Source organism: Sphingomonas sp. BRN-1R (assembly GCF_057748035.1).
In genome coordinates, this window is the sequence record NZ_CM173236.1 from 1,915,133 (window position 1) to 1,938,218 (window position 23,086).

At 68.9% G+C, this 23,086-nt stretch carries 19 protein-coding genes; 15 read left to right on the forward strand and 4 right to left on the reverse strand.

Annotation, left to right across the window (positions count from 1 at the left end):
- The first annotated feature begins 69 nt into the window (after positions 1-69).
- The 15 genes from glgX (at position 70) to AC3ANX_RS08915 (ending at position 17,476) form a co-directional block, all read left to right on the forward strand.
- Positions 70-2,175: a glycogen debranching protein GlgX gene (gene glgX, locus AC3ANX_RS08845; protein WP_488336624.1), complete on the forward strand. Its 2,106-nt coding sequence runs from the start codon at positions 70-72 to the stop codon at positions 2,173-2,175.
- On the forward strand, positions 2,172-3,875 hold the full coding sequence (gene treZ, locus AC3ANX_RS08850; protein WP_488336625.1) for a malto-oligosyltrehalose trehalohydrolase: 1,704 nt from the start codon (positions 2,172-2,174) through the stop codon (positions 3,873-3,875). Before glgX ends, treZ begins: the two co-directional genes overlap by 4 nt.
- Positions 3,872-6,253: a malto-oligosyltrehalose synthase gene (gene treY, locus AC3ANX_RS08855; RefSeq protein WP_488336626.1), complete on the forward strand. Its 2,382-nt coding sequence runs from the start codon at positions 3,872-3,874 to the stop codon at positions 6,251-6,253. The genes treZ and treY overlap by 4 nt, the downstream gene beginning before the upstream one ends.
- Positions 6,254-6,323: 70 nt before the next feature.
- On the forward strand, positions 6,324-6,986 hold the full coding sequence (locus tag AC3ANX_RS08860) for a cytochrome c3 family protein (protein WP_488336627.1): 663 nt from the start codon (positions 6,324-6,326) through the stop codon (positions 6,984-6,986).
- Positions 6,974-9,673, forward strand: coding sequence for a molybdopterin dinucleotide binding domain-containing protein (locus AC3ANX_RS08865; protein ID WP_488336628.1), 2,700 nt, complete (start codon positions 6,974-6,976; stop codon positions 9,671-9,673). Before AC3ANX_RS08860 ends, AC3ANX_RS08865 begins: the two co-directional genes overlap by 13 nt.
- Positions 9,673-11,031, forward strand: coding sequence for an NrfD/PsrC family molybdoenzyme membrane anchor subunit (gene nrfD / locus AC3ANX_RS08870; RefSeq protein ID WP_488336629.1), 1,359 nt, complete (start codon positions 9,673-9,675; stop codon positions 11,029-11,031). The genes AC3ANX_RS08865 and nrfD overlap by 1 nt, the downstream gene beginning before the upstream one ends.
- A complete protein-coding gene (locus tag AC3ANX_RS08875) occupies positions 11,028-11,540 on the forward strand; it encodes a quinol:electron acceptor oxidoreductase subunit ActD (RefSeq protein ID WP_488336630.1) in 513 nt (170 codons plus the stop codon). Before nrfD ends, AC3ANX_RS08875 begins: the two co-directional genes overlap by 4 nt.
- A complete protein-coding gene (locus tag AC3ANX_RS08880; protein ID WP_488336631.1) occupies positions 11,537-12,013 on the forward strand; it encodes a c-type cytochrome in 477 nt (158 codons plus the stop codon). The genes AC3ANX_RS08875 and AC3ANX_RS08880 overlap by 4 nt, the downstream gene beginning before the upstream one ends.
- Positions 12,010-12,873, forward strand: coding sequence for a hypothetical protein (locus AC3ANX_RS08885; RefSeq protein WP_488336632.1), 864 nt, complete (start codon positions 12,010-12,012; stop codon positions 12,871-12,873). The genes AC3ANX_RS08880 and AC3ANX_RS08885 overlap by 4 nt, the downstream gene beginning before the upstream one ends.
- Positions 12,866-13,153, forward strand: a complete 288-nt coding sequence (locus tag AC3ANX_RS08890; protein ID WP_488336633.1) for a hypothetical protein — start codon at positions 12,866-12,868, stop codon at positions 13,151-13,153. Before AC3ANX_RS08885 ends, AC3ANX_RS08890 begins: the two co-directional genes overlap by 8 nt.
- Positions 13,150-13,902, forward strand: a complete 753-nt coding sequence (locus AC3ANX_RS08895) for an SCO family protein (RefSeq protein ID WP_488336634.1) — start codon at positions 13,150-13,152, stop codon at positions 13,900-13,902. The genes AC3ANX_RS08890 and AC3ANX_RS08895 overlap by 4 nt, the downstream gene beginning before the upstream one ends.
- Entirely contained in the window at positions 13,899-14,813 is a 915-nt protein-coding gene (gene coxB / locus AC3ANX_RS08900; RefSeq protein ID WP_488336635.1) for a cytochrome c oxidase subunit II, read from the forward strand. The genes AC3ANX_RS08895 and coxB overlap by 4 nt, the downstream gene beginning before the upstream one ends.
- A 97-nt stretch (positions 14,814-14,910) precedes the next feature.
- Positions 14,911-16,581 (forward strand): cytochrome c oxidase subunit I, encoded by a 1,671-nt coding sequence (ctaD, locus tag AC3ANX_RS08905; RefSeq protein WP_488336636.1) that lies wholly within the window; start codon positions 14,911-14,913, stop codon positions 16,579-16,581.
- The gene (locus AC3ANX_RS08910; RefSeq protein WP_488336637.1) at positions 16,578-17,198 is read left to right on the forward strand and encodes a cytochrome c oxidase subunit 3; all 621 of its coding nucleotides are present in this window, start codon (positions 16,578-16,580) and stop codon (positions 17,196-17,198) included. The genes ctaD and AC3ANX_RS08910 overlap by 4 nt, the downstream gene beginning before the upstream one ends.
- Complete coding sequence (locus AC3ANX_RS08915; protein WP_488336638.1) at positions 17,195-17,476, forward strand: cytochrome C oxidase subunit IV family protein; 282 nt, start codon at positions 17,195-17,197, stop codon at positions 17,474-17,476. Before AC3ANX_RS08910 ends, AC3ANX_RS08915 begins: the two co-directional genes overlap by 4 nt.
- A 4-nt stretch (positions 17,477-17,480) precedes the next feature.
- Here AC3ANX_RS08915 and AC3ANX_RS08920 read toward each other — a convergent pair whose 3' ends face one another.
- The 4 genes from AC3ANX_RS08920 to AC3ANX_RS08935 are packed head-to-tail and all read right to left on the reverse strand — an operon-like array spanning position 17,481 to position 23,083.
- A complete protein-coding gene (locus AC3ANX_RS08920; protein WP_488336639.1) occupies positions 17,481-18,542 on the reverse strand; it encodes a lipocalin-like domain-containing protein in 1,062 nt (353 codons plus the stop codon).
- Positions 18,542-21,025, reverse strand: a complete 2,484-nt coding sequence (locus AC3ANX_RS08925; RefSeq protein ID WP_488336640.1) for an FtsX-like permease family protein — start codon at positions 21,023-21,025, stop codon at positions 18,542-18,544. The genes AC3ANX_RS08920 and AC3ANX_RS08925 overlap by 1 nt, the downstream gene beginning before the upstream one ends.
- Positions 21,015-21,692: an ABC transporter ATP-binding protein gene (locus tag AC3ANX_RS08930; protein ID WP_488336641.1), complete on the reverse strand. Its 678-nt coding sequence runs from the start codon at positions 21,690-21,692 to the stop codon at positions 21,015-21,017. The genes AC3ANX_RS08925 and AC3ANX_RS08930 overlap by 11 nt, the downstream gene beginning before the upstream one ends.
- 2 nt (positions 21,693-21,694) lie before the next feature.
- Positions 21,695-23,083, reverse strand: a complete 1,389-nt coding sequence (locus AC3ANX_RS08935) for a PepSY-associated TM helix domain-containing protein (protein ID WP_488336642.1) — start codon at positions 23,081-23,083, stop codon at positions 21,695-21,697.
- Positions 23,084-23,086 lie beyond the last annotated feature (3 nt).

A 23,086-nucleotide genomic window follows, 5' to 3' on the forward strand; every position in this document is an offset into this window, starting at 1 on the left:
CCAAGCGTCGCCCCTGCGCTGGCGGGGGCTCTGATCGCCTGCCTATCCCACTGAATGAGGGAGCCTCCTTTGCGCCCATACCCCGACCGCCTCGAAGGCGGTTCGCCCTATCCGCTTGGCGCCAGCTTCGACGGGCTTGGCGTCAATTTCGCGATCTTCTCGGCTCATGCGGAGAAGATCGAGCTTTGCGTGTTTGAACCTACCGGCAAGCGCGAGATCGCGCGGTACACTTTGCCCGAATGGACCGACGAGGTGTGGCACGGCTATCTGCCGGACGCGCGCCCGGGCCTTCTCTACGGCTACCGCGCGTACGGCCGCTATGCGCCGGAGGAGGGGCATCGCTTCAACCCCAACAAGCTGTTGCTCGACCCTTACGCACGGCGGCTGTCGGGCAACATCAAGTGGAGCGATGTGCTGCACGGTTATCCGGTACGTGGGCGACGTGCCGATCTGGCCTTCGACAAGCGCGACAGCGCGCCGGCGATGCCCAAGGCGGTCGTGACGCACGACGTCTTCGACTGGTCGCAGGACCGGCGACCCAACACGCCATGGTCCGAGACCGTGATCTACGAGGCGCATGCGAAGGGCCTCACCAAGCTGCTGGAACTCGTGCCTCCGCGCGAACGCGGCACGTTCGCGGCACTCGCGCATCCGCGCGTGATCGACCATCTCAAGCGGCTCGGCGTCACCGCGCTCGAACTGTTGCCGATCCATGCCTTCACGCAGGATCGCTTCCTGCAAGAGCGTGGCTTGCGCAACTATTGGGGCTACAACACGCTCGGCTTCTTCGCGCCCGAGCAGAGCTATTTCTCCAGCGACACGCATGATGAACTGCGCGTGGCGGTGCGGCGCTTGCACAATGCCGGGATCGAAGTGATCCTCGACGTGGTCTATAACCACAGTTGCGAGGGCAGCGAGCTTGGGCCGACGCTGTCGTGGCGGGGCCTCGACAATGCGACCTACTACCGGCTCGTGCCCGATCAGCCGCGTTACTGCGTCAACGATACCGGCACCGGCAACACCTTCAAGCTGACGCACGCCCGCGTCATCCAGATGGTCGCGGATTCGCTCCGCTACTGGGCGACCTCGTTCGGGATTGACGGCTTCCGTTTCGATCTCGGGCTGACGTTGGGGCGGACCGATACGGGCTTCAACCCCGATGCCGGCTTCTTCGACGTGCTGCGGCAGGACCCGATCCTCGGCCGATTGAAGCTCATCACCGAGCCGTGGGACGTCGGCATGGGCGGCTATCAGCTCGGCAACTTCCCGCCGGGTTTTGCCGAATGGAACGACAAGTATCGCGATACCGTGCGCGGATACTGGCGCGGCGACCCCAGCAAGCGTGCCGACCTTGCGGCGCGTCTCTCAGGGTCGGGCGACCTGTTCGATCGCCGCGCGCGGCGGCCGTGGGCGAGCGTCAACTTCCTCACCAGCCACGACGGCTTCACGCTCGCCGATCTGGTTGCCTATGAGGAGCGCCACAACGAGGCCAATGGCGAGAACAACAACGACGGCCACGACAACAACATCTCGCGCAATTGGGGCGTGGAGGGGCCGACCGACGACGAGGGCATTCGCAACACGCGTGCGACCGTCGCGCGTTCGATGCTGGTGACGTTGTTCGCAGCACTCGGCACGCCGATGATCGTCGCGGGTGACGAGTTCGGGCGCACGCAGGGCGGCAACAACAACGCCTATTGCCAGGACAACGAGATCAGCTGGATCGACTGGGCGCAAGCCGAGAGCCCGGAGGGCCAGTCGCTCTACAGCTTCACCTCGCGGCTGATCGCGCTGCGCAAGCAGCATGAGGTGTTGCGCTCGGCAAACTTCCTCTACGGGGAGAACTCGCCCGGCAACGGCGTCAACGACATCGAATGGCGCGACGAGCGCGGCGAGGAGATCTCGTCGGAGGATTGGAACAACCCCGATGGCCGCGCGCTCGCGATGCGGCGGGCGATCGCGCTGGAGAACGGCGAGATCGAGGCGATCACCATGTTGATGAACGCCAGCGACGACGCGATCACCTTCACGTTGCCCGCACCTTCGGCGGAACGCGAGGTGCTGATCGACAGCGCTCAGCCCGATCTCGAACCGGTCGCGATCGGCGACACCTACGAGGTGCAGCCGCATGCCGCCGTGCTGATCCGCTGGCATGCGCAGAAGGACGGCGAATGACGTTGTGGGGCCCGCAGGTCGAGGCGGACGGGCAAACGCGCTTCCGGTTATGGGCACCTGACCGCGACGCGGTGACGCTGGAGATCGCCGATCGGGAGCCGGTCGCGATGGCGCGCGACGGCGACTGGTTCGAGGTGCGGGCGGAGGCTTCGGCCGGCACCCGCTATCGCTTCCGGCTCGACGACGACCTCGCGGTTCCCGATCCCGCCTCGCGGCTTCAGTCGGGCGGAGTGCATGGCTGGAGCGTGGTGGTGGCGCCCGCCACCGAGCCGCGCACCGGCTGGCGCGGGCGACCGTGGGAAGAGGCGATCATCCAGGAGGTGCATGTCGGTGCGCTCGGCGGGTTCGCCGGCGTGGCGGACGCGCTGCCGGCGCTCGCGGACCTCGGCATCACCGCGATCGAACTGATGCCGATCGGGGCGTTCGCGGGCACCCGCAACTGGGGCTATGACGGCGTGCTGCCGTTCGCGCCCGCCGAGGCCTATGGCTCGCCGCACGAGCTGCGCGCACTGGTCGATCGGGCGCATGATTTCGGCATGATGATCCTGCTCGACGTAGTGTACAACCACTTCGGGCCGGACGGGAATTATCTTGGCGCGTTCGCGGGTGACTTCTTCCACGAGCGGGATACGCCGTGGGGCGGCGCGGTGGCGGTCGACCGGGACGAGGTCGCGGCATATTACCGCGAGAATGCGCTGATGTGGATCGCCGATTACGGCTTCGACGGGCTGCGCTTCGATGCCGTGCATGCGATCGGAAACCCCGAGTTCCTCGACGGACTCGCGGCGGACATTCGCGCGGCAGTGACGGACCGGCCGGTTCACCTCGTCCTCGAAAACGAGGAGAACGATGCGCCGCGCCTCGAAGGCGACGAGAAGTTCGATGCTCAGTGGAACGACGATTTCCACAACGTCCTCCACGTCCTGCTGACCGGAGAGACCGAAGGCTATTACGCGGCCTTTGCCGATGCCCCGACGGAGAAGCTCGCGCGCTGTCTGGGCGAGGGGTTCATCTATCAGGGCGAGGCGATGCCCACCCACGATGGCAAGCCGCGCGGTAAGCCGAGCGGCCATCTGTCGCCGACCGCGTTCGTCTCGTTCCTCCAGAACCACGACCAGATCGGCAACCGTGCGCTCGGCGAGCGGCTGACGACGCTGGTCGCGCGCAATCGGCTGATGGCGGCGACCGGGCTGCTGCTGCTGTGCCCGCAGATCCCGCTGTTGTTCATGGGTGATGAGGTCGGCTCGACCACGCCATTCTACTTCTTCACCGATTTCCACGACGAACTCGCCGACGTGGTGCGTGAGGGTCGTCGCAAGGAGTTCGCGCATTTCGCCGCTTTTTCCTCGGAAGGCGCGCGCGAGCAGATCCCCGATCCGAACGCGCTGCAAACCTTCGAGGCGTCTCGCGCGCAGCCGGGTGAGGATGCCGAACAATGGCGCGCGCTTTACCGCGAACTGCTGGCGTTGCGCGCATCGGCGATCGTGCCGCGGCTGCGCGGCAGCGAGACGCGCGGCGCGTGCGTGCTCGGCGACGGTGCGGTCGAGGCGGCGTGGACGCTTGGCGACGGCAGCACGCTGACGATCGCGATCAATCTCGGCGATGCGGCGGTGGCGGTGCGCGGGGATGCACCGCTCTACGCGATCGGCACCCCTGGCGCGCCGGCAAGCGTCGCCGTCTGGATTGAGGACGCCGCATGACCGATTTTCCACCGCGCGCGACCTACCGGCTGCAATTCAACCGGGATTTCCCCTTTGCTGCGGGCGAGGCGATCGTGCCGTATCTCGAACGGCTCGGCATCAGCCACGTCTATGCTTCGCCGATCACGACGGCGGTGTCGGGTTCGCCGCATGGCTATGACGTCACCGATCCGACGCGGATCAATCCCGAACTGGGCGGCGAGGATGGGTTCCGCAGCCTCGTCGCGGCGCTGCACGCGCGCGGCATGGGCGTCATCATCGACATCGTGCCCAATCACATGGGCGTCGCGGGCGGTGAGAACGCCTATTGGAACGATGTGCTGCGGAATGGCGCAACCAGCCGGTACGCGCCTTGGTTCGACATCGACTGGCGCGCGCCGCTGCTGCTGCCGATCCTCGGCGCACCGCTCGGCGAGGTGATCGCATCGGGCGATCTCAAGCTGGTCGATGGCAAGCTGCAACTCTACGGCGCCGATGGCCCGCCGCTGCGCCCCGACGTGCCTGCCGAGGGCGATCTGCGCACGCTGGTCGAGGCGCAGCACTACCGACTTGCGTCGTGGCGGGTGGCGAACGACGAACTCAACTGGCGGCGCTTCTTCACCGTCAACGATCTCGCCGGCGTGCGGATCGAAGACCCCGATGTGTTCGAAGCCACGCACGCGCTGTATTTCGTGCTGTTCGAGCAGGGGCTTATCGACGGCGTGCGCGTCGACCATGTCGACGGCCTTGCCGATCCCGCCGGCTATTGCCGCCGGCTGCGTGAGCGTTTCGATGCGATCGGCGGGGATCGCCGCGCGTATATCGTGATCGAGAAGATCCTCGCCGCCGATGAGCCGCTCGCACGCGACTGGCAGACCGACGGCACCAGCGGTTACGATTTCATGCGCGAAGTCACCGGCGTTCTGCACGCGCCGGAGGGCGCGCAGCCGCTCGGCACGCTGTGGGAGGAGATCAGCGGCCGCCCCGCCGATTTCGACGAGGAGGCGCTGCTCGCGCGCCAGCAGATGCTCACGTGGCAGTTTGCCGGCCAGACCGACGCCTGCGTCGCGGCCTTTGCGGCGCTCGCGCGATCGGCGAGCGTGAGCCATCCGGCGTTCGAAGCAGTCACGCCTGCGATGCTGCGCCGCGCGATCGAGCGGCTGTTGTGGGTGCTTCCGGTCTATCGCAGCTATGGCCTCGGCAATCATGGGCCGGCCAGCGATGCCGTCGTGCTCGATCGGGTGCTGGAAGACAGCGCAGCCTTCTGTCCGCCGGGCGAGGGCGAGATCGCGCGGTACATCGTCGAATGGCTCGCCGGGCGCGGCCCTGGCGATACCGCGCTCGCGGCCGAGGCGGTGCGTCGCTTCCAGCAGCTATCCGCGCCGATCGCCGCCAAGGCGGTGGAGGATACCGCTTTCTATCGTCACGGCGTGCTGATCTCCACCAACGACGTCGGCTTCGCGCCCGAGCAGTTCGCGCTCGACGTGGCGTCGTTCCATGCCGCAATGGCCGCGCGTGCGCGCGACTTCCCGCATGCGATGCTCGCCACCGCCACCCACGATCACAAGCGTGGCGAGGATGTCCGCGCCCGCCTCGCGGTACTGAGCGCGGTGCCCGAACTGTGGCACGAGCGGGTGACGGTATGGAGCACGCTTGCCGATATGCTCGGCGCCGGCATCGATCCGGGCGACCGCTATGTGCTGTTCCAGACGCTGTACGGCGCGTGGCCGATCGACGCCGAGCGCGCCAAGGCGTGGCAGACCAAGGCATTGCGCGAGGCGAAACTGCGATCGTCGTGGGAAACGCCTGACGAATCTTACGAGGAGCGTTGCAACGCGCTGGCCGAAGCGTTGATCGAGAGCGCGGAGTTCGGCGCTGATTTGGACGCCTTCGTCGCCCGCACCGCACCCGCTACGACCGCGAACCGGTTGGCGCTTGCAATGCTGCGCAACACGGTGCCAGGCGTGCCCGATTGCTACCAGGGCAGCGAGCTGGCGGACTTCAGTCTCGTCGATCCCGACAATCGCCGCCCGGTGGATTACGCCGCATGCGACGCCGCGCTGGACAGCGACGATGCGCTGGCGAAGCTGCCGCTGATCGCGCGGCTGCTCCACGCACGTCGGGAAAATCCGTCGCTGTTCGCCGATGGCGACTATCGCCCGGCTGCCGTCAGCGGCGCGAGGAATGGGCACGTCATCGCTTTCACCCGCGTGGCCGGCGAGGTGCGGATCGAGTGCGCGGTGCTGGTCAAGGCGGCGGCGGCGCTGATCGAGCGCGGCGACGCCGTGCCCGCGCAAGACTGGTGGGGTGATACCACGGTCCAGTTCGATCAGCCGGTGACGGCTGCGACGCTGTTCGCCACCGCACCGTATCATTTCCGCATCATTCATCCGCAGTAAGTACCAGAGGCGGAACAACTTTCGCGCTGGCGCGTCCCGCCATGATGCGCTGGCATGCAGAAGGGGGCCGATGCCGCAATTGTTCCGACCCGGCGCCAACACGCTGGCACGGATCGCGCTTGCCGCGATCATGGTCGTGCCGGCGCTGTTGCTGCTGATCGGCGCGGTAGTGGCGCGCACGGACGCGGGCACGAGCGAGGGCGCGTTCATCGAACAGCCTGTGCCGTTCAGCCACCAGCATCACGCCGGCGAACTCGGCATCGACTGCCGCTATTGCCATACCGGCGTGGAGAAAGGCGCGGTTGCGGGCGTGCCGCCGACGCACACCTGCATGACCTGCCATTCGCAGCTCTGGACCAACGCCGAGATGCTTGCCCCCGTGCGCGAGAGCCTCGCGAGCGGGAAGCCGCTGGCGTGGCAGCGTGTCAATAAAGTGCCCGATTACGTCTATTTCGATCATCACGCGCATGTGAACAACGGGGTGCCCTGCGCCGCCTGTCACGGCGACGTGCGCCGCATGCCGCTGACGCGCAAGGCCGCGCCGATGACGATGGAATGGTGCCTGGACTGCCATCGCGCTCCTGAGGACCGGATCGTCGCCAAGGATCGCCGCTTCCAGTCCGCACCCTATGACCAGCGCACCGGCGCCGATCGCAGCGCGGCGCGCCGGACGATGCTGCGGATCGTCCATTCGGGGCGCAACCTGACGGATTGCTCGACATGTCACCGCTAGGTCGCGATCCGATCGGGCGGCGTGCGCTGCTCAAGCTGCTCGCAGCGGGCGCGGCGGCGAGCGTGGCGGCGTGCAGCAAGCCCGACGAGACGATCCACCCGCTGGTCGATCAGCCGGACGGCACACTGCCGGGGCAGGTGCGCCGCTACGCCACCGCGCTGACGCTGGCCGGCTATGCGCGCGGGGTGACCGGGCTGGTCGTCAACGAGCGGCCGATCAAGCTCGAGGGGCTGGCGGCGCACCCCGCCAGCCTTGGCGCGACCGACGTGTTCACCGAATGCGCGATCCTCGATCTCTACGATCCGCAGCGGCTGAAGGCGGTGACTGGCCCGCCGGGTCCGTCGAGCTGGCCGGCGGCGGCGCGGGCGATCTACGCGCGCATGGCGCATCGGCGTGGCGAAGGGCTGGCGCTGCTGACCGGGCGCGTCACCTCGCCGACGATGCTCGCGCGGATCGCTGCGCTCAAAGCGGCGCTGCCGGGAACGCGGCATGTCCGGTGGGAACCGTTCGACGACGATGCGGCGCTGGCCGGTACGCAAGCCGCGTTCGGGCGGCGGCTGACTGCGCGTCCGCGGCTGGACGAGGCGGATGCGATCCTGTTGCTCGACGCCGATCCGCTCGGGCCCGGGCCGGAGCAGATCGCGCTCGCGCGGGGCTGGGCGGAGCGGCGGCGGCGGATGCCGATGCCGCGCATGATCGCGCTCGAAGCCTCGCCGAGCGCGAGCGGGGCCATGGCGGACCTGCGCTTTGCCGCCGGCCCACGTGAGATCGCGCTGGCGTGCCAGTATCTTCATGCCGCGCTCACCGATTCACCGCGTCCCGAAGTGCCGGCAGACCTCGCGCGCACGCTGATCGCCGCTGTCGCGATGCTGCGCGCGGGCGGCAAGCCGCTGGTGCTGGCGGGCGCGCGTCAGCCGGGCGAGGTCCACGCCTTCGCCGCATGGCTCAACGCCCGCATCGGCGCGCCGGTCGACTATATCGCCCCGGTCGATCCCGACCTGACCCCGCACCGCGCCGGGTTGGCCGCGCTCGCGCGCGACATGCATGCGGGGCGGATCGACACGCTCGTTACTATCGACGCCAACCCCTGCTACGCCGCGCCGCCTGCCTTGCGTTTTGCCGAGGCGATGGCGAGGGTGCCGCTCACGGTCGCGGCGGTACGCATCCCCGACGAGACGAGCGCGCGTGCGACGTGGCAATTGCCGCTGTCGCATCCGCTGGAGGGGTGGGACGACGCGCGGGCTGCCGATGGCACCATCAGCATCGCGCAGCCGCTGGTCCGCCCGCTGTGGGATACGCGGATGCCGAGTGACATCGTCGATCTGATCCTCGATCCCGCCGCCGCCCCGCAAAGCTACAAACGGGTGGGCGAGACATGGACGAGCCTCGGCGCTGACGGCTGGCGCAAGGCGGTGGCAGCGGGCGTGGTCGCCGATACGCGCGCCACGCCGGTGGCGGTCGGCACGGCGAGACTGGTGCTGCCAGCACTACCGGCGGCCGGGCCGAGCCTTGCCATCGCGCGATCGCCGACGCTGTTCGACGGTCGCCTCTCCGCCAATGCATGGGCGCAGGAATGTCCCGAGCCGCTTACCAAGGAGGTGTGGGGATCGAGCGCGCGGATGCACCCGCACGATATGGCAGCACTCGGCCTCGCCGATGGCGACATGGTCCGGATCGCGCAGGGAGGTACGGTGACGCTGCCCGTGCGCGGGGTGCCCGGGCAGGCGCGCGGCGTGACCACCTTGCTCACGGGCTATGGCCGCGACGGCACCGGCGCGGTGGCGGACGGAATGGGCGCGAACGCCTTCGTGCTCGATGCGGATGCGCCGCTCAGGATCAGCAAGGCCGAAGGCCGCGCGCCGGTGGTGACGACGCAGCACCAGTTCGCACTGGCGGGCGAGTTGGAAAAGCTGTTCCCCGTGCTCGCCCCCGGCGCGGCGATGCCGGCGCCCCAACCACACGCCTCGCTGCTGCCGAATTCGCCTGCGAAGGACAATGCGCCGCCGCAATATGCGATGGCGATCGATACCGACACCTGCATCGGCTGCAACGCCTGCGTGGTCGCGTGTCAGGCCGAAAACAACGTGCCCGCGATCGGCCCGGCCGAGATGGCGGTGGGGCGCGACATGCACTGGCTGCGCGTCGACCATTACGAAACCGCGAACGGCGGCGGGTTCCAGCCGGTGCCGTGCATGCAGTGCGAGGCGGCTCCCTGCGAGCCGGTCTGCCCGGTCGAAGCGTCGGTCCATGATGCGCAGGGGCTCAACGTGCAGGTGTATAACCGTTGCGTCGGCACGCGGACCTGTCAGGCGAATTGCCCCTACAAGGTGCGGCGCTTCAACTTCCTCGACTATGCCGGTGCGTCTTTGTGGGGCGATGCCGAGGATGCGTCGGTGACGGCGCAGCGCAACCCCGACGTGACCGTCCGCGCGCGTGGGGTGATGGAGAAATGCACGTATTGCGTGCAGCGCATCGCGGTGACCACGCACGAGGCCGATGCCGGCGGCGCGCCGGCCACGGTGGTGACGGCGTGTCAGGCGGCGTGCCCGACACAGGCGATCACCTTCGGCACGCTTGGCGACGCCAGCATCCGCACCGCGCGCGCCGACCCGCGCCACTATGCGCTGCTGGAGGAACTCGGCACCCGCCCGCGCACCACCTATCTTGCCAAGCGGAAGAACGGCTGATGGAAGCGCACACGCTCCCCAGCGGCCGTCGCTGGACCTTGCCCTCGCTCCACACGCTGGAGGATGTCACCGAGGTTGTCGCCGCACCGTTGATGGACCGCGCGCCGGGTCGCGCGTGGTGGATCGCGATGCTGGTCTGCGTGATCGGCACTGGTATCGGCGCGCTCGCGGTCGGGTTCAGCTTCGCCTACGGGCCAGGGCTGTGGGGTAACAATTCGGCGGTCGTGTGGGGCTTTCCGATCGCCAATTACGTGTGGTGGATCGGCATCGGTAACGCCGGCACCTTGATCTCGTCGCTGCTGCTGCTGACGCGGCAGAAATGGCGCGGATCGATCAACCGATTCGCCGAGGCGATGACGCTGTTCGCCGTGTCGATGGCGGGGCTGTTCCCGATCCTCCACCTCGGCCGGCCGATGTACTTCTACTGGCTCGCGCCATACCCCAACACGATGGCGCTCTGGCCGCAGTGGCGATCAGCCTTGGTGTGGGATTTCTGGGCGATCGTCAGTTATCTGCTGTTCTCGGTGCTGTTCTTCTACGTCGGGCTGGTGCCCGATCTCGCCACGCTGCGCGATCGACCGGGGCGGCGCGGCTGGCAGCGGTTCTACGGGTTCCTCGCGATGGGCTGGCAGGGCACGCCGATCCAGTGGCGCGCGCAGGAGCGGCTGCATCGCACGCTTGCGGCGGTGGCAGTGCCGTTGGTGTGTTCGGTTCATTCCATCGTCGGGCTCGATTTCGCGGCCAGTCTGATGCCCGGTTGGACCGAGAGCGTGTTCCCGCCTTACTTCGTCGTCGGCGCATTGTTCTCGGGGTTCGCGATGGTGGTGCTGATCGCATTGGTGATCCGTCACGCGATGGGGCTGGAGGCGGTGATCCTCCCGGCGCATTTCGACGCGATGGCGCGCATCATCCTCGCCGCCGGGATCGTGATGGGGGCGAGCTATGCCGCCGAGTGGTTCGGCGCGTGGTGGGGCGGCGAGGCGGCGGATCTGCGGGTGGTGCGCTACGAGTTCACCGGCGATTATTGGCCGCTATATGCGGCCATGCTGGCGGGCAACGTGATCGCGCCGCAAGCTTTTTGGGTAAAGCGCTGGCGCACGTCGGTGCCGGTGCTGGTCGGCGTCGCGGTGGCGGTGCTGGTGGGGATGTGGTTGGAACGCATTCTCATCATCCTCAGCACGCTGTCGATCGGATATGAGCCGAGCTTCTGGCGGACCTATGCGCCGACGCTGGTCGACTTCCTGATCCTCGGCGGGACGATCGCGGCGTTCGTGATGCTGCTGCTGGTGTTCGCGCGGGTGTTGCCGGTCGTTTCCATGCACGAGATGCGCAAGCTGGTGGCGGAAGAGCGGCGATGACTGCGCTCGCGCTTGCCTGTTTCGAGGATGAGGGGCCGTATCTGCGCGCGCGCGTGCGGCTGGTCGCGGACGGGCGGCGGATCGTCGGCGAGTGGTTGCCCTACGCGATCGAGTCGCTCGGCGACGGGCCCGGGCGGCGCGGCGTGCGGGGGGCGGTGATCGTGGTCGGGCTGCTCGGCGCGTTCGCCTTGTTCGCGCTGACGGTGTGGAGCGCGGTGTGGGCCTATCCGTTCAACGCGGGCGGGCGGCCGCTGTTCAGTTGGCCGGCGTTCATCCTCGCGCCTGTCGAGTTCGGGGCGCTGGCGGGCGCCGTCGGCGGCATGGTGATGCTGTTCCGCAACGCCCGGCTGACCCACCTGCACCATCATGCCTTCGACATGGACGAGATGCTGCGCGCGAGCCAGGGCGCGTTCGTTCTCGCGATCGCCTGCGACGCGGCGGACGCCAATGCGGTGCTGGGCGTGATGGCGCGTGCGGGCGCGACCCACAGTCGGCTGATGACGTCATGAAGGCGGCGCTGTTCCTCCTCCCGCTGCTGGTCGGCGGCTGCGATCTGTCGATGCAGCATCAGGCGAAGGGCAAGGCGCAATCCAGCGATACGCTCTGGCCGGGCGGTCCCTCGCGCGGCGCGGCGCCCGAGGGGACGATCGCGACCGATCAGGCCGCGCGCGACGCCGCACTGGCGACCCCGCCACCGCTGACGCCCGCGCTGCTCGATCGCGGGCAGGAGCGCTACGGTATCTTCTGTGCGGTGTGCCACGGCGCGCGTGGGCGCGGCGACGGTATGGTGGTGAAGCGCGGCTTCCCGCAGCCGCCCGACTTCCACGCTGCGCGGCTGGTGGCGGCACCGCCTGCCTATATCGTCGGCGTCATCACCAAGGGCCACGGCGTCATGTACTCCTACGCCGACCGGGTGGAGCCCCGCGACCGCTGGGCCATCGCGGCCTATGTGAAGGCGCTGCAACGCGTGGACGCGCGATGAACGTGGCGGCGATCCTCGCCGATGCATGGCGGCTGCTGTTCCTCACCGCGAGCGCGCCGGTGATCGGCGGGGTGCTGCTCGCCGCGATCGGGCGAGTGACGGGCGCGCGCTGGGAGGCGGCGCTGCTGCCGCCGCTGGCGATGCGGCTGGCGATTTCGGCGGCGGCGCTGATCGGCGTGGCGCAACTGGCGACGCCAGCCCCGCCGCATTTGGCGGTGTGGATGAGCCCGCTGCTGGTCGGCGTGCGTGCGGTGCTTGCGGTCGGGCTGCTCGCCTTTGTCGGTGCTCGGCTGGTGGCGGGCGCGTCGCTGACCTTCGCGGGCATCGCGCTCGCGCTGTATGCGGCGCTGGTCACGCCGGTAGCGATGGACTGGCTGCTCGGACAGGTGCCGGGGCACAGCGTATCGTCGGCGGGGATGATGCTGTTCGTCGAGGAGATCGCCGGCGCCTGCGCGATCGTGCTGCTGCTCGGGCGCGGTGACGCGCGGTTCCGCGCGGACATGGCGAAGCTGATGGTCGCCGCCGCGTTGGCCTTAGGCTATCTGATGTTCATGGATTACGTGATCCTCTGGTTCGGCAATCTGCCGTCTCGCGTCGGCTTCTATGTGGCGCGCAGCACGCCTGCGGGCGCGGTGGCGGTGTGGAGCGCGCTGGTGGCGGGGCTGGCGGCACCGATCGCGGCGCTGACGCTGCGACCGGGACGCGGCGGCGAGCGGGTCGCTGGCGCCTCGGCCTTGCTCGCGCTGTTCGTGGCGAACGGCTGGTGGGTCGGTGGCGGCGTGGCAGCTTGGCTCGCGGCGGCGGCCGGGCTCGCCGGGATCGTCGCGGTGGTGGGCTGGCGGAGCCGCGCGCATGGCTGACGATACGCCCGAAGGCTGGCGCGTGCCGCAGCGCCCGGCGATGATCTTCGCAGCTGCCGCGCCGCTGACGTTGCTGCTCGTGGTGGCCAGCGCAGGCTGGTTCTACCAGCGCGATCTTGCGCCCGATCGGCGCCCGATCGTGCCGCTGCCCGCACCGGGGGTCGAGAGCTATGTGCATGACGGCGGGCACGATCCGGTGCGGCCCGCGCCCAAGCCGCAGCGTGACGCGTCGATCGAGGCGGCAAAGCGCGCGGTCGTCGCGCAGGGGTGGCCGCGATGATCGTGCGCTGGCTCTGGCTGCTGCTGCTCGCCGCCGCTCCGGCATCGGCAGCGTTGACGCCCGATCAGCTTGCCCGCGCGGTGGCGAAGCCTGCGGCGGGCGTGGCGCTGCCTGCTGCGCTACGCTTCGCCGATCCGGACGGCCGGCGCGTGACGCTCGGTACAGTCGCGGGCGGACGGCCGCTCGTGCTGATCTTCGCGGATTATACCTGCACGCACATCTGCGCGCCGGGGCTGCGGCTCACCCAGAATGCGTTGGCGCAGACCGGTCTGGAGGCGGGCAGCGACTACCGCGTCGCGGTGGTCGGGCTCGATCCGAAGGACGGCGCTCCGCAAGCGCGCGCGATGGGCGAGAAGATGGCGATCGATCCGCGCGTCACCCGCGCGACCACGTTGCTGCTCGGCGATGCGCGTGCGACACCCGCCGCCGCACGCGCGCTCGGCTACGGCTATGTCTATGATGCCGACGGCGATCAGTTCGCGCACGATGCCTCCGTCTATGTGTTCGGCGCGGATGGCCGGTTGCGCGCACTGTTGCCCGAGATGGCGCTCACCCCCGACGCGATGCGAGCCGCCTTGCAGGGCACGGGCGCGCCGAGCTTCGCCGAACGGGTCGCACATCTCTGCTACGGCCTCGCCGCCGCGCATGGCCCGTATGCGCGTGCCATCGTCGTGACGATGCAGGCGCTGTCGGTGCTGCTGCTCGCCGCGCTCGGCGTGTTCCTGTTCCGGCGGAGGGCGCGGGCATGATGGAACAGGCCTCCACGCTCGCGCCGCAGGTCGATCGCATCTTCTGGATGCTGACCGGCATCTCGGTCGCGATCATGGCGCTGGTCGGCGCGCTGGTGCTGCTGTTCAGCTTCCGCTACCGGCGCGGCACCAACGTGCCCCGCGGCCCGGTGCCCGAGAAACTGTCGGGCGAGATCGAGATCGGCTGGACGGCGGCGACGTTGTTCGTGTTCGTCTTCCTGTTCTGGTTCACAGCCGCGCTCGACACCCGCCAGTTCCACATTCCCAAGAACGCGATGGAGATCCACGTCGTCGCCAAGCAGTGGATGTGGAAGCTGGAACATCCCAACGGCGCACGCGAGATCAACGCGTTGCACGTACCGGTCGGCGTGCCGGTGCGGCTGGTGATGACGAGCCAGGACGTGATCCACAGCTTCTTCGTACCCGCCTTCCGCATCAAGCAGGACGTGCTGCCCGGCCGCTATGTCGAAGCGTGGTTCGAAGCGTCGAAGGTCGGCACCTATCATCTGTTCTGCACCGAATATTGCGGGACCGATCACAGCCGCATGATCGGCGGCATCATCGTGCAGTCGCGGGCGGATTACGCGCGCTGGTCGAGCGCGCAGCCACAAGGCGACAGCCTTGCCGATCAGGGTGCCAAGCTGTTCGTGCAGATGGGCTGCTCCGGCTGCCACGGCGGATCGGCGGTGGTGCGGGCGCCCTCGCTTGTCGGGCTGTACGGACGGCCGGTCCCGATCGAAGGCGGCGGTTTCGTGATTGCGGACGAGGGGTATCTGCGCGATTCCATCCTGTTGCCGCAGAAACAGGTGGTGGCGGGGTATGCGCCAGTGATGCCGGCGTACGAGGGTACGGCAAGCGAGGACGATGTGGTGAAGCTGGTGGCGTACCTCAAATCCGGGAAAATGAAGTGATGACCGGAACCCTTCACATCGCGCGCAGTCGAGACGCCCGCGCTTCCGGCCGATCGCTCGACTTCGCGCGGGACGAGCGGTGCGTCCGGGTGCCCGCATGACCGACATTCCCGAAGCTGGCCTGCTCGCGCGCGAACCGGGCGAGCGCAATTACCTGACCAACGGCACCACCGTGCGCTCGTGGCTGCTCACCACCGATCACAAGCGCATCGCCTTGCTCTATGCGGCGGGCATCACCTTCTTCTTCTTCCTCGGCGGGGCGGCGGCGACGTTGATCCGCGCGGAACTCGTCACGCCCAAGGGCGATCTGCTTAGCGCGGACATGTATAACCGCACCTTCACGCTCCACGGCGTCATCATGGTGTGGTTCTTCCTGGTGCCGTCGATCCCCACTACGCTCGGCAACTTCCTGCTGCCGCTGATGATCGGCGCGGACGAGGTCGCGTATCCGAAGCTCAACCTGTTCAGCTGGTATCTGTGGCTGGCCGGCGGGCTGCTGACGCTGTTCGCCTTGCTCGCCGGCGGGGTCGATACCGGCTGGACCTTCTACACGCCATTCTCGACGCTCTATTCGAACAGCCATGTACTGCTGGCGGCGGCGGGGGTGTTCGTCGCGGGCTTCTCGTCGATCGTAACCGGCATCAACTTCCTCGCCACCATCCACCTGCTCCGCGCCAAGGGCATGACGTGGATGCGGCTGCCGCTGTTCGCCTGGTCGATGTACACCACCAGCATCGTCATGGTGCTGGCGACGCCGGTACTGGCGATGGCGTTGCTGCTCGTCTTTGCCGAACGCGCGTTCGGCATGCCGATCTTCGATCCGCGCTCCGGCGGCGACCCGATCCTGTTCCAGCATCTGTTCTGGTTCTACAGCCACCCGGCGGTTTATATCATGGTCCTGCCGGCGATGGGCGTGGTGAGCGAGGTGATCGCCTGCGAGGCGCGGCGGCGCGTGTTCGGCTATGAGTTCATGGTCTATGCGATGCTGATGATCGCGCTAATCGGCTTCATGGTGTGGGGCCATCACATGTTCGTCAGCGGGCAATCGCCGTTCGCGAGCCTCGTCTTCTCCGCGCTGTCGTTCGTCGTCGCGGTGCCGAGCGCGATCAAGGTGTTCAACTGGACCGGCACTCTGTACCGCGGGCAGATCCGCTTCTCTACGCCGATGCTGTATGCGCTGGGCTTCGTCGGATTGTTCACGCTTGGCGGGCTTACAGGTCTGTTCCTCGCCAGCCTGCCGGTCGACGTCGAGCTGACCGACACGTACTTCGTCACCGCGCACTTTCACTACATCATGGTCGGCGGGTCGGTGTCGGCGTTCTTCGCCGGGCTGCACTTCTGGTGGCCGAAGATCACCGGGCGGATGTATTCCGAAACGCTGGGGCGGTTCGCGGCGGTGAGCATGTTCTTCGGGTTCAACTTCACCTTCTTCCCGCAGTTCATCCTCGGCTACATGGGCATGCCGCGCCGCTACCACGAATATCCGCCCGAGTTTCAGCCGTGGCAGGTGATGAGCTCGACCGGCGCTGTGGTGCTCGCCTTCGCCTATGTCTGGCCGCTGTTCTATCTGACGTGGAGCCTGTTCAAAGGCCCGCGCGCGAGCGACAATCCCTATGACGCGACCGGTCTCGAATGGCAGACCGCATCGCCGCCGCCGACCGAAAACTTCGCCGTCTCGCCGGTCGTGACCGAGGCCCCCTACGGCTATCACGCGCCGGGCTTCGCGCCGCATTCGACCGCGCCGACCGAACAGGCGCAGACGCCGTGACCGACACCGCGCTTCGCCAGCCGTGGAAGGACGCCGAGCGCCAGCGTGTCGCGACGCAGTTCGGCGTGTGGGCGTTCCTCGCCACCGAGACGTTGTTCTTCGGCGCGATCTTCCTGTTCTACACCGTGTCGCGGTGGGAGCATCCCGCCGGCTTCCTTGCCGGGGCGCGGCACACCGACGTATGGTTCGGCAGCATCAATACGGTCGTATTGCTCACCAGCAGCCTGACAATGGCGATCGCCGAGCGTGCGGTGCGGGTCGGCGCGGTGCCGCTGGCGCGTGCGATGTACCTCGCTACGATCGCGCTGGGGCTGTGCTTCGTCGTGGTGAAAGGGTTCGAATACTGGAAGGACGTGAGCGAGCATCTGCTCCCCGGCCGCGACTTCCCGGTCGCGCAGACCGGGGCGAGCGCGTTCTGGGCGTTCTACTGGACGGTCACGGTCGTCCATGCGATCCACCTCACGATCGGCCTCGGCCTTATCACGCGCATGCTGCTCATCCCGCGCGCGACGCTCGCCGCGCGCTGGACGACGGCGGAGGGGACGGCACTGTACTGGCACCTCGTCGACGTGGTGTGGGTGTTCCTCTATCCGCTCCTGTACCTGGCCGGGCGATGACAGGGCAAGAGCGCCACCACGTCCTCGTCAAGCCGCTGTGCATCTGGGCGGCGCTGATGGCGCTGCTGGTGCTGACGATCCTGTATGCGTTCGTGCCCGGCTTGCCGTTCAAGACCGAGGCGGGGCTCGGTATCGCACTCGCCAAGGCGCTGTTGATCGCGCTGCTGTTCATGCAGTTGAAGGGGGCGAGCGGGATCGTGCGGATCGCGGCGATCTGCGGGCTGACGTGGGCAAGTTTCCTCTACGTGCTGACCTTCGCCGATCTGATGACGCGCTGATCGCTCACATTCGTAACCGATCCGCATAGCCGGTCAGTTCGAGATATCCTCGCCCGCCGTCCGTGCGGACCGCGCCCTCCCAATAGACCGGCATGCCGCTGCGCCGCGCGTCGAGTTCCTGATCGGCGAACAGCGGCCGCAGCGTGAAGCTGCGCGCGCCTTCGGGCAGCCGCACGGTCAGTCGCTGCGCGACCGGATAGACCGCGCCCGTCCGTGGCGAGCGCCAGCGGGCGACGGGCGTGAGCCGCACGTCGCCGGGCGCGAAGCGGGTAAGGGTGCCGTCGCGCCGCCGCAGCGAACCGCCCGCCCACAATGTTCCGCCATCGGCACGGCGGATGCGGAACGCCATCAGCGCAGCGCCGTCGTCGAGGTTGAGCCCGGTCCAGTCCCAGCCGGTCGCGCTGCCGCCGAGATAGTCCGACGACCATTCACGATCGAGCCACGCTTCGCCAGTCACCGCCTCGGCCGCGCCGCCGCTGGTGAGCTGCCCGGAGGCGGCGAGGTGGGGGAGCGAGTAGTAATAGCTCGCCTGCCCGGGCTTAGGCCCCTTCTGGCTATAGCCCCGGTCGCCTTGCAGCATCACCGGCTCGCGCGGTGCGAGATCGAGCGTCAGGGTAAAGTCGGGCGTCGTGACGGTGGTGGCGAAATGGCCGTTGGGTCGCCGCACGATCAGCCAGTCGCGCAAGGCCACGTCGGTATCGCCGATACGCGCCTGCGCCACGCCGAAGCCGGCACGCGCGGCGCGTTCGCCGTGGAGCAGATGGCCAGTCGCCGGATCGGACAAGGCGGCGTGCGCGAACAGGATCTGGCGCGGCGCGAACCGGCTCGGGTTGCTCTCGCCCACGCCGGGGCGGGTGCGGAAGAACGTGACCTGAAAGCCGAGATCCTTGCCTGCCTTTGTGTGCAGCCAGCCGGTGACGTACCACCATTCGGTGCGGAACTGCGGGTGCGCGCCGTGGTCGGCGGGGAAGGCGAACGTGCGTCCGGGCCGCACGACTGGATAGGGTGCGGCGGCCGGTGTCGCCACGGTCGCGGCGGCGGCGAGTGCGAGGGCGGCGAGGCGCATCACCAATCCTCCCGCACCGCGCGCACCGCGTCGATCGCGGTGGCGCGCCGCCCGGCGAGGATCGCCGTCACCGATGCCGCCACGACCAGCGCCAGCGCGACCGACAAAATCGTGCCCCACGGCACCAATGTCGCCATCGTCCAGTTGAACGACTGCGGGTTGATGACCTGAATGAGCACCTGCGCGAGCACCGCGCCGAGCCCGATGCCGGCGATGCCGCCGATAAGCCCAAGCAACGCACCCTCGCTCGCCAGCATTGCGGTGATCTGCGCGCGCGAGACGCCGATATGGCGCAGCATCCCGAATTCGCGGGTGCGCGCGATCGTCTGTGCCGACATGGTGGCGGCGACCCCCGCGAGCCCGACGAGGATCGCGATCGCCTCGAGCAGATAGGTGACGGCGAAGCTGCGATCGAACAGTTGCAACGCGAAGCGGCGCAGCACGGCGGGCTGGGTAATCGACACGCCCGGCGCGGCGGCGCGCAAGGCGGCGCTGACGCCATCCGCGCGCGCGCCGGGGCGCAGCATGATCGCGGCCTCGTCGCGCACGGTGTCGCCGGTCAGCCGCGCATAGTCGCCATCGCGCATCACGATCGCACCCTGCTGCCGTGCATAGTCGCGCCACACGCCCGCGATGCGGAAGCGGGCGCGGAACGGCAACGCCACCATGTCGCCGACGTGCCAGCGGTACAGCCGCGCCGCCGGTTCCGACACCCACACCGACACCGCGCCGGGCGTGGCATCGGTCGTGCCGGCGATCAGTACGAGGCTCGGGTCGGCGGCCCCGGCCGCCACCGGCCGTGCGATCAGCACCACCGGCGGGCGATCGGCGGCGAGCGAGAGCGGGATCTGCCGGCTGAACGCGACGCGGGCGATGCCCGGAATATGCGCCAGCCGCGCCTGCGCCGCCGGGTCGAGCGGCGTGCCGCCCTCGGTGCGCAGATACAGATCGGCCGACAGCACTTGCCCGAGCCAGGTGTCGACCGCGCCGCGAAAGCTGAACACCATCATCGCCATCGCGATCATCAGCGCGGTACTGGCGACGATGCCGCACAGCGCGGTCGCCGCCTGGCCCGGTGCGCCGTGGAGATGGCGTAGCGCAAGGCCGAGCGGCACGTTGCGCCCGCTACCACGCGCAAGCGGCGTCAGCAGCGCGCGGGCGAGCCACGGCATGCCCGCGATGCCGCCGGCGAGGATCAGCGCCATCGCCACGAAGCCGAACAGCGGCAACCCGCCCACCGCCGGCAGCAACGCCGCGCCGCCGCCGACGACGATCAGCACCAGGGCCGGCACCCAAGGGACGCCCGCACGGGGGTCGATCATGTCGCCGGTGTTGCGCAACGCAGCGGCAGGGGCGGCGCGCGCAGCAAGGCGCGCGGGCATCACGCTGCCGCCGACCGCCGCGACCAGTCCGAGCGCGAAGAACCCCGCCGCCGCCCACGGCGCGAACACGAGATGCGCCCCACCGCCGCTGAAATAGCCCGCGCCGAGATCCCCGCCGAGCAGCGACAGCGCGCCCCAAGCCAGTGCATAGCCGATCGCCAGCCCCGCACCCGCGCCGACCAGCCCGATCGCCAGACCCTCGGCCGCGACCGTGGCGACGATCCCGCCGCCCGGCAGTCCGAGCGTGCGCACCAAGGCAAACGCGCGCAGCCGCCGCGCCACCGACAGCGACTGCGCGGAGAACACCAGGAACCCGCCCGTCAGCAGCGCGACCAGCGCCAGCATATCGAGGTTTACGCGATAGGCGCGCGACAAGGCATCAGTGCGGCTGGCGTCGCTGTTGGCGCTGCCGAGCACCGCGTCGGCGGGCAAAGCGGGCGCGAGTTCGGCACCGCTGGCACGCTTGAGATCGATGCGGTCGAGCCGCCCCAACCGCCCGAACCGCCACTGCGCGGCGGCGATATCGATCACGCCGATCGCCTGTCCGTCCGCCACGCCCGGCAGCGTACCGGCGACACGCAGCGGCACCGAGCGACCATTGGCGGCAACCGAAATGCGGTCGCCGGTCCGCACCTTCAGCGCGCGCCGTGCCGCATCGGAGAGGAACAGCGCATCCTCCGCGAACGCAGCGCCGGGCTCCGCGCCGATGCCGATCAGCGATGGCGTCACCTGCGCCGCGCGGATTGCGTCGAGCCCGAGCAACGTCAGCCGCACCGCGCCGACATGCGCGTCGAGCTTCACGACCGGGCTTGCATCCGCCACCCCGGCCGTCCCAAGCAGGCGCGGGTACAGCGTTTCGTCGAAACCGAGCGGCGTGCGCGCGTTCACCGACAGATCCGCAGCGCCGTTGACGCTGTTGAGCGCGCCCTGGAACGAGGCGAGCGCGGAGCCGTTGACGAGATGCACCGCGAAGCCCAGCGCCACCCCGATCGCGATCGCCACCGCCGTCAGCGCCCAGCGCGCCGGATGCGTGCGCCACTCGCCAAGGATCAACCAGCCGAGCGCGAGCCGGGCGCGCAGAAAGCCGGTGTCAGCCGGCATCGCGCGCGATCAGTCCGCCGGCGGTGAGGGTCAGCGTTCGGTCGGCGATCGCGGCGGCGGCGTGCGAATGGGTGACGAGGATCGCGGCCGCGCCGCCTTCGCGCACCGCATCCGCGAACAGCGCGAGGATGCGCTCGGCCGTCTCGGGATCGAGGTTGCCGGTCGGCTCGTCGGCGAGGATCATCGCCGGGCGGTGGACGAGCGCGCGCGCGATCGCCACGCGCTGCAACTCGCCGCCCGACAGATCGCGCGCATAGCCGTCGCCGCGCGCACCCAGCCCCACGCGTTCGAGCATCGCCTGCGCGCGCTCCGTCACCGCCGCACGATCGGCCGAGACGAGGGCCAGCGGCAGCGCGACGTTCTGGCGCAGGCTGAGATAGGGCAGGATGTGGAAGGCTTGGAACACGAAGCCGATCCGCTCGCGCCGCAGCCGGGTCAGCGCCGCCTCGTCGAGCCCGCCGAGCACTGTGCCCTCGACCGCGATCTCGCCACTATCGACGCTGTCGAGCCCGGCGAGCATGTTGAGCAACGTCGACTTGCCCACCCCCGAATCGCCGAGGATCGCAACCAGTTCGCCACGCCCGACTTCCAGATCGAGCTCGGCGAACAGGCGTCGGCCACCCGGCACGGACTTGGCGACATGGCTGACACGCAGGAGCGGCGGCATCGTCACCTACCTAGCCGAACCGCGCCGCCGGTCAACGCGCGGCGCCCGGCAGTCCAGACGACCGCGCGGTCGATCAGCACCACCGCGATCAGCGACGCACCCAGCAGCGGCATCACCACCCCCGCCGCCACGACGATCGCGATCAGCCCGCCGATCGGCGCACCTTCGACACGCGGCGGCGCGGCGAGGCGGCCGGCCGGACGCCGCTTCCACCACATCGCGAGGCCGCTGACGACGAGCGTGATGATCGCGAGGCAAGGGATCAGCATCGCGATCTGGTTGGCGAGCCCGAAGTAATTGCCCATGTGAAGCTGCACGCCCATCTCCACTGCCTTGCCGACGATGCCATAGTCCGCGAAATCGACCTCGCGGATCAGTTTGCCGCTCCAGCGATCGACATAGAGCGTGCGCTGGCCCTGCGGCTGATCGGGATAGGTGTAGGCCGTATAGACCCCGGTCGGGCCGGACGGCAGGAACAGCCGGTAGCCCGACAGCCCGCGCGCGCGCAGCACGGCGGCGGCGCGGTCCGCACCATCGATCGTGGTCGCGTCCGAGGCGGCCATGCCCATGTCGTGTCCGGCATGGCCGGCATGTTCGGTGCTCGACATCGGCATTGGCATGGCTTCGAGCGTCCATGGTGCGGCGCCGAGCGCCTGCTTCATCGGCTGGCTTTGCGGCGGATTGTGCGTGAAGTGCGTGGGCGGATAACCGACGCCCGCCGCCGCGCTGACGCGCTGGATCAGGTCGCCCTCGATTCCCGCCCAGGGCAGTCCGGTCAGCACCATGAAGGCGATGAACGCCACCGTCCACGCGCCCGTCACGGCGTGGAGATCGCGCCAGAACATGCGTCCCCGCGCCTGCAAACGCGGTTTGAACACGCCCGCAGTGCGCCCACGCGGCCACCACAGATAGGCGCCCGAGGCGATCAGCAGCAGCGCCCAGCACGCCGCCAGCTCGACGATCCGGTCGCCGAGCGTGCCGATGGTGAGCGACCCGTGCATCGTGTCCGCGAAGCCGACGAGCGTGCGTTCGTACACGAGGCTGCCGAGCACGCGCCCGCTGCCCGGATCGACCGACACCCGCAGCGGCGCGCCGTGCGTTGGGGTGACGAACACCACCGCCGGCCGGTTGGGCGCGGTCGGCATGTCGATCCGCGATGCGCCGCCCGGATGTGCGGCCAGCGCGGCGTGGAGCATCGTCGACACCGGCACGCTGGTCGCATGCGGCGCGACGAAACGCTGCGTCGGGTAGAGCGCGTCGTTGATCTCGTCGTTGAACAGGTAGATCGAACCGGTAACCGCGAGGATCAGTAGAAACGGCGCGACGATCAGCCCGGCGTAGAAATGCCAGCGCCAGATCGCCCGATAGAGTGGTGAGGGGGGCGTGGTCATGTC